Source organism: Bradyrhizobium sp. 2TAF36 (genome assembly GCF_052114925.1).
Taxonomy (GTDB): domain Bacteria; phylum Pseudomonadota; class Alphaproteobacteria; order Rhizobiales; family Xanthobacteraceae; genus Bradyrhizobium; species Bradyrhizobium barranii.
In genome coordinates, this window is the sequence record NZ_JBFRFR010000168.1 from 1 (window position 1) to 7,040 (window position 7,040).

Sequence of the window (7,040 nt, forward strand, 5' to 3'; positions counted from 1 at the left end):
CCTGCGAGGACGAGGTCGGGGTGACTGCGCTGCAACCTCTGTGCCTGCAGCACGCGCCTAATAGATAGCAGCTCCCGATCTTCGGACTACCATCGTGAGGCGGCTATGAACGTCGACCTCGTAGACAAGAGCGAGCCTCGCAGGCTGTCGGTAACGAGCTGAACCCTTGTGCCAGCAACCGCAATCAGACAAGAGGTTGCACATGCGGTTCGCGGGCTAACGCTTTTTAAAGTCCGTTAGCTTGCGCAGGTAGTAGCCTTGTCGCYGAACGGCGAGCTTAATGTTCTCACTGACGCTCGCTACTTTTTTCTTCTTATGCCATCTGCCTGACGCGTCGGGAAGCGGAATTGGCAAACCATTTCGCACAACCAACAGATCTCGCCTGGTGTTAAGATACACATCGAACATTCTAAGGCCCCCAGCCGATTGTCAGAGTATCGCGGGGAGCAGAAATAGCAAACAACTCCGCCCGGCCTACGATGGACAAGCACGCCGCTACAGATTGCGGTGGATGGCGTGCCGGCACGCCGGCACAACGGAGGCGACGTAGGACCTGTGTCGCGACTTGAGCGGCGGTCATCATGTGTCGTCATCCAGTGGCGGCTCACCTCACTTGTCGGCCATCTCCTGTTAGACCTTGGCAATCTCTGTGCGCACCTCGAACACACACGCTCGATGGCGCGCCGGGTCGCAAGATCGCTACGTCGCGCACCATGCAGGATAGATGCCATCAAAACGGTGCCAGCAATGCCGCTTTTGCCACACTTACCGGTGAGGACCTGATCTTGAAACGTAGGAGAGTACGTCATTCCGCTGACCGATCAGTCGCGAAATTATGTTGGCGAACTGAACGAGAGAAAAAATTGCGAGGAATTCCAAAATCATTTCGAAAAGCCTCCGGGTTCGAAAATTCGCTGTCGTAAAACACGCCCCAGCCCGGAGACCGCAAATCTAAAACTGTTTGTTGCGGCGTAAACGCAAAATGGAACAGTTCAACGAAGAAACAATAAATCAGTTGCCTTTCGGCAACAGCATGAGGAGATTGCAGCGTTCTCGAAAACACGCTGTCATTGCCGCGCCGTGCGCAGCATCGGCTTCACTGCGCGACGATTGCCGCCGCTCGCGCCGCAGGTATCGCAGATAAGCGACGCGGCTCTGATCGAGCGGGAAGCCGTCACCTTACCGCTGGATTACGCCTTCGGCTTCGAGCTTGCCGATGTAGGTCCGGCTGCAATCGAGGTGCTGCGCCAGCGCCGACGCGCTGACGGTCTCGGCGCTTCTGGATCGCGGTCGAGGAACAGGCTTGGCGACGGGCGCGACGGTTTCGGTCATCAGCGTCATTCCTGCTGCATCGCGGCGGGATAGCTCACTTTCGCTTCCGGCGGCAGAGCGGACCATATCCAGATTTGCTGCTGGTCGACCTTGGGCGCGATTGCGCCTAACCGGACCTTGCCATGCGGTCTTGAACTCATTCGTTGACGAGGGCGTGTATTGCCCCGTGACCCAAATCCCTTATGTTTATTCGTAGCAGTGATCGGAGCCGGCCCATGTTTCCGTTAATTGTTGCTGCAATCCTTTATCTCAGCCTCATCTCTGCGTGCGGGCACTATACTGCGAACTATGCCGAACAGAGGGGACGCTCTAGGGCCGCCTGGTTCATCTGGGGCGGATTGTTTTATCCACTCCCCTACATTGCGTTGGCACTCTTACCGCCAGTCCGCCGGGAGACGCCGGTCTAAGTCCGCCTCGCTTGGCGGCTTTTCTTGAGTGTCGCCTTTGGGCCCATCGCGTCATTTCGCTGCAAAGCGCTCGCTGCTCGCTATCGGCGCATAGCGAACGTTCCGGCGTCCCCTGCAACTGCAACCACGCATTTTCTCGCACCAGATATTCTCAATAGGTGCGGTGGCGCGGTCCCCGCGTTTCTTTTTGCCCTCTGAAGAACCCTGACGACCGATTGCGGAGGGACCGCCCATCCTTCGACGGTCGCCGCCAGCCATTGCGGACATCACGTCATCACCACGACACGGTGCGAGCCATCGACGATGCCGCGTTCGGGGCCGACATTCGCTGGCTTTCTGACCCAAAACAACCGTAGGCATGATTCCGAGAACCGTGTAACCTCCCCGCACCGTCACGCTCTTTGCTTGCCGGAAGCTGCTGCCCACAAAACGGAGAAACGCCGAACTCTCCGCTTCTCTTCAAATTGCAGCCTTGGTGCCATTGGCAGGCGCGATCTTCAGAACCAGCCATTCACAGATCACCAGCGTGCGCGTCGCATAGGCGCGCCCGACTGGCGGACACGATCAGATCAAAGAGGGCAAAGTCATGAGCAAAAGCTTATCGCTGCTGCTGGTGCTGTTGTTCGTCACTATCGGCCATGCGCGGGCGGACCCGCTCACTGAGGACATGACGAAACTCAATGCGCAATGGGATGCAGCGATCAACGATCCAAATTTCGATGCCTTGCTGCCAATGTATGCCACCGATGCCAGTCTAATCCCGCCCGGCGCACCGCCCGTTTCGGGTGCGACTGCGATACGCGACTTCTTTGCCAAAAGGGGAACGAGCGTCAGAAATCACAAGCTTGAACTTGTTGAGGTTTTGCCAATGGGGAACTACACATACGTGACCTCCCGCTTCAAAGCTTCCTTGGTCAAAGGCGAGGAAACGACCAAGCTGTCCGGAAGCACCGTTAAGCTTTACGAACACCAGTCCAACGGCGAATGGAAGGTTAAGTCCCACATTTTCGTTCGGGAATAGCCAGCCAAACATTACGAGCCGAATGAGCCGGGATGGGCTACACATACGCCATTTCCGAATTTCGGTAAAGTGGAATATTTGGCGCGATTGGGTTGACAGCAAAGCGAAACACCCGGGCATGCCACCGTCATTCCGGAGCGCGGCGAAGCGGCGAGCTATGATGCGCAATTGCGCATCTGAGATCCCATGTCGCCGCGCAACTGCGGCCCGATGGATTCCGGGCTCGATGCTGCGCATCGCCCCGGAATGACGAAGGGGAGAGTGTCACCCCTTCGGCCGCCCGGCAGGCCTTCGCCCTCAGCCGGCGCGCTGGCACTCTCCTTGCTGCTCGTCCGCCAATCCCTCAGACCCGCAGTGGGTCTGTTTCATAGTGAGGCGATCCTATGCAATCGACGTCCCGTTTCGAAGCGACCATCCCAACACAGCTCCACGTCCTGATCTCCGATCTGCGTTGGCGCACGCAGATGCTCGACGCCGACATTCTGGAGGAAGAGCGGAGGGCCGGGATCTCCGATCCAAACAATCTCGCCTACCCGATGCTCGCGCAGAACCTGAGAGCCCGGCGCGACAATCTCCAGGTGAGCATCGCGATCCTGGAAAGCCGCATTGAAAAGCGATCAACCGGGTGGCCGAGCGCCGCCTGACGCGGATCGTGCCGGGCCCGACTAGGCAACGCGACGGCATCTACAGAAGGGCGCGGGCGATGGGCGATAGCTCTGTCCGCGCCGGTCAACGCGCGGGAACCCGCGTTGCCCTTTTGCAACGGTTCCCCACCGTCTGAAGCCGGACAAAAGAAACTCCCATTCCAGCCACGAACCCCGCTCACAACGCCGTGAGACTAGCAGGGGAACTACGATGCGTGCACAGCGCGTTTGGAAAGTGAATGGGGCCGCCAGCATCGGGCAGCTCCAATCGAGACTGGATGACCTGAACAAACGTCTCGGTCAGCTCGAAAGCCAACATCCGGCGAGCTGGAGGCTCGAAGAACTGAGATCCAGCGCGCTCAGCCTGTCGCGCGAGATCGACGACATCCGCTGCGCCGAGGCGACGGCGGCCTTGAGCGAGCTCTTGCGGAAGTAGAGCGTCGGGCGATTCGAGCGACGCGCGAGGAACCAACCTTCCTCGCCGCTATTGCCATGCAGAGCATGGAGCAAGATCATGACCAGGCACCTGACGCGAGCCCATCTCGCGCGCGGGGTGGCCGGCGCGGTATCCACGCTGGTCCTGTGCGCGACGGCGGCATTCACCATCGCGCACCACTTCGCGCTGTGAGGGATTTTGCATGACATCCGATCCCGAGGAATCGGTGAGGCTGCAAGGTTTTGGTGAGATGACGTTGCGCACTGCTGTCGCGACGCTGATGGCGCTCGCGCCGCGCGAGCGATCCGACGCCGCCATCTTCCGCGTCCGCGACGGCGTGCGTTTGGCCTCGAGCGAGATCGCCGAACTTGCCTCGGACTGGGGCATGACACCGATGGCTGAAGTCAGGTCTCCAAGCCTCGTCCCGGACCAGCACTGGCCGGACATCGTCCGCGGCATGGTGCGCGAGGCGCCACTGCCGGCACTGATGGTGGCGTTCTTGGTGGGCGTGCTGGTGGCGCGGCGGTAGGCTACTGACCTACTGTCCAGCATTGGACCATCGGCCGGCGAATGTAGAGCCATGCCGCCGCGGCAGATGCCCCTGCCCGGCCAAATCGGCCGTGGACCCGCTCCGAAAATCGTTGCAAAAAGGCGCTCCCGAGGCGCTGGCGGCCGGTCCGCCAAGCCTCTGGAAAACGTCGACTTTTGGAAGAATGGTCGGAGTGGCAGGATTCGAACCTGCGACCCCTGCGTCCCGAACGTAAGTAGCAATCGAAAAATCCAGCAAAAACAATCAAGATCATTCCTGATTGACCACCTTTAAAGCCGTTTGTTCACGGCGTTTCGGTGGTCAATCGGTGGTCAGCCGCCAGCGCCATTCCAGTATTCGATGCGCCGTACGTGTAAAGCACTCCATTGGTAATGGAGAGGTCGACAGTTCAACCCTGTATGGCACGCTTTGGCAATCGGTCTACAAGCGGCTCTTTTATCTCGCGGCCGCTGTAGCAGCGTAGCTCTTGGAGCATGCGCCTAACTGCTTCGAAATTTGCCGCCCTGGTGCCGCTGGCAGATGCTGGCGCGACGCGGCCTCCCCACGACCGATTCAGCAAACGCCCAGGCAAATCTCCGGCCTGGGATGACCGTTCTGCACTAGCGCCGCGGCAAAGTAGAGGAAGCAACTGGCGGTGTTTTTATGCAGGAAAGGTGGAACAGGTGGGCAAGCCTCAGCTCTGCCAATTCCGAATCCCTGTCCCGTGCTAACTGCCCGGAACTGGCGACGCGGCTAAACGATTCGTCCTGGCAGGAGGCGCTTCATGCTGATGACGAAAGAGAGACGCCCAGCGATTCGAACGCTGCGTGGTTGGGCATTCGCTGTGCTGCAGGCGGCCGGCGCCATCCACGAATGCGATGAGCACGGCTGGGCGAAGGACAGCGCCGATCCGCATGCTCGCGAGCGCGCGCTAGATAGCGCCAGACAGGAGCCGCCCGAGGGCATCTCTTCGGACGAAGCCGTCGCGGAGGTCCGTGCTGTGCTGCATTCGGTCGGCGACACCTGCCCGGAATGCCCGCCGGAAGGCGGTTGATGCAGGGGGCCCTTCGCAGAACGATGGCGCTGAGGTCCGCTCCGTCTCTGATAGCAGCCCTTTGGCGCACCTCACGCTAGGTCCGAGTCGGGCCAACAGCGGTCACAGCACGCTTGGTTTTAGAATGCAATTAATGGTATGCTTCAAAGATTAAGGTCAACTGGGCGTCGTGTCGAGCCGCTGAATTTTCCTTAGGCTCGACGAGCGCTTGTCTCCCCTTTGAACCAAAGTGAGGAGTTCGCCATGAGTTCGACCCGACGATCATTCGTAAACGGCGCGGCTGCGGCCAGCTTTGCATTCACAGTACTCAGCGGAATGCCCCCGCCTGCAAACGCACAAGCAGTCACTCCTGAGGAAGCGCGGCAAATTGCCGAGGGCGCATATATCTACGGCTATTCGCTCATCACGACCGATGTCACCCGGGTTCAGATGAGCAATGTGCCAAAGGTTGAAGGGCTTACGGCGCCGACCGGACAGTTCATCAACGTTCCGCGCTATCCGCCGGCCGATTATCGTGGCGTTTCGGCGCCAAATGCGGACACGCTTTATTCTCTGGGTTGGCTCGACCTCACTGAACCGCAGGTGTTCAGTCACCCAGATATGGGCAGTCGTTTCTATTTGTTCGAGCTGACCGACCTTTGGATGTCGGACTCCGAGTCATCGCCGAGCAGACGCACGGCTGACGGCAAGGCCGCCAACTACCTGTTCACCGGCCCTGGCTGGAAGGGCGAGGTACCKGCAGGCATGAAGCAGTTCCCCATGGCGACGCGCTACATGGTCATTCTGGGCCGAACTTATGCCGATGGCACCGAACAGGATTACAAGGCAGTTAACGAGTTGCAGGCACAGTACAAGATCACGCCGCTTTCCTCATGGGGCAAGTCGTATACACCTGTCGCGCCGCCGGTGAATCCGAATCCCGGCTTCAACATGACCGATAAGCCGCAACCGGTCATCATAGCTATGGGAACGGAGGGATATTTCAATCTCTTGGCGAAGCTAATGGGTGGGGATGCACCGCCAGCGGCGGGAGATGGCCCCATCCTCGCGAGCATGGCGAAGATCGGTATCGTACCCGGCAAGCCGTTTGAGATGAGCAAACTCGATCCCGCTGTGCAGGCTGCATTGAAGGACATTCCGCAATCAGCCCTGAAGAAGATTGAAGACAACAAGGCAGCCTTGGGCGGGATCATCGACGGCTGGGTGGTGACAAAGGGACTAGGTACCTACGGCCCCGACAGCTACATGATGCGCGCTGTGGTGGCGGCATTCGGTTGGCCCGCCAACCAGCAGCGGGATGCGGTCTATCCCTACACGGAGACCGATTCGACGGGACAGAAGCTGACGGGCGCAAACAAGTACACCTTGACCTTCGCCAAGGACGCGACGCCGCCGGTCAACGGCTTCTGGTCGATCACCATGTACATGATCGACCAGGGCTGGTGGTTCGTTCCCAATCCGCTGAACAAATTTACCGTCAGCCTGCGCGACAATCCAAAGTTCAATGCCGATGGTTCGCTGACGCTTTACCTCCAGAATGAATCGCCGGGTAAGGACAAGGAGGCGAACTGGCTTCCGGCTCCGAAGGGCGAGTTCATTCCGATGCTGAGGATGTAC

At 59.2% G+C, this 7,040-nt stretch carries 7 protein-coding genes; 5 read left to right on the top strand and 2 right to left on the bottom strand.

All coding sequences use genetic code 11. The features are described 5' to 3' along the window. Nucleotides 1–1,179: 1,179 nt before the first annotated feature. Complete coding sequence (locus tag AB4Z51_RS43570; protein WP_161495712.1) at nucleotides 1,180–1,341, bottom strand: hypothetical protein; 162 nt, start codon at nucleotides 1,339–1,341, stop codon at nucleotides 1,180–1,182. Nucleotides 1,342–2,325: 984 nt separating this feature from the next. Here AB4Z51_RS43570 and AB4Z51_RS43575 point away from each other — a divergent pair. Together AB4Z51_RS43575 and AB4Z51_RS43580 are read left to right on the top strand one after the other, a co-directional pair. Then, nucleotides 2,326–2,760, top strand: a complete 435-nt coding sequence (locus AB4Z51_RS43575) for a YybH family protein (protein ID WP_085398213.1) — start codon at nucleotides 2,326–2,328, stop codon at nucleotides 2,758–2,760. Between the two features lie 464 nt (nucleotides 2,761–3,224). Next, a complete protein-coding gene (locus AB4Z51_RS43580) occupies nucleotides 3,225–3,404 on the top strand; it encodes a hypothetical protein (protein WP_409363863.1) in 180 nt (59 codons plus the stop codon). 300 nt (nucleotides 3,405–3,704) lie between these two features. Here the strand turns inward: AB4Z51_RS43580 and AB4Z51_RS43585 are convergent, their stop codons facing one another. Beyond that, nucleotides 3,705–3,920: a hypothetical protein gene (locus tag AB4Z51_RS43585; protein WP_038945415.1), complete on the bottom strand. Its 216-nt coding sequence runs from the start codon at nucleotides 3,918–3,920 to the stop codon at nucleotides 3,705–3,707. Between the two features lie 122 nt (nucleotides 3,921–4,042). Here AB4Z51_RS43585 and AB4Z51_RS43590 point away from each other — a divergent pair, with 122 nt between their 5' ends. From AB4Z51_RS43590 to AB4Z51_RS43600, 3 genes are all read left to right on the top strand, one after another. After that, on the top strand, nucleotides 4,043–4,369 hold the full coding sequence (locus tag AB4Z51_RS43590) for a hypothetical protein (RefSeq protein ID WP_028154397.1): 327 nt from the start codon (nucleotides 4,043–4,045) through the stop codon (nucleotides 4,367–4,369). A gap of 784 nt (nucleotides 4,370–5,153) precedes the next feature. Further along, nucleotides 5,154–5,423 carry a hypothetical protein gene (locus AB4Z51_RS43595; protein WP_135216666.1) on the top strand — a complete coding sequence of 90 codons (270 nt, stop codon included), beginning with the start codon at nucleotides 5,154–5,156 and terminating at the stop codon, nucleotides 5,421–5,423. A 243-nt stretch (nucleotides 5,424–5,666) separates the two neighbouring features. Beyond that, nucleotides 5,667–7,040: DUF1254 domain-containing protein (locus AB4Z51_RS43600; protein WP_441499637.1), on the top strand; the 1,374-nt coding region annotated here is incomplete at its 3' end.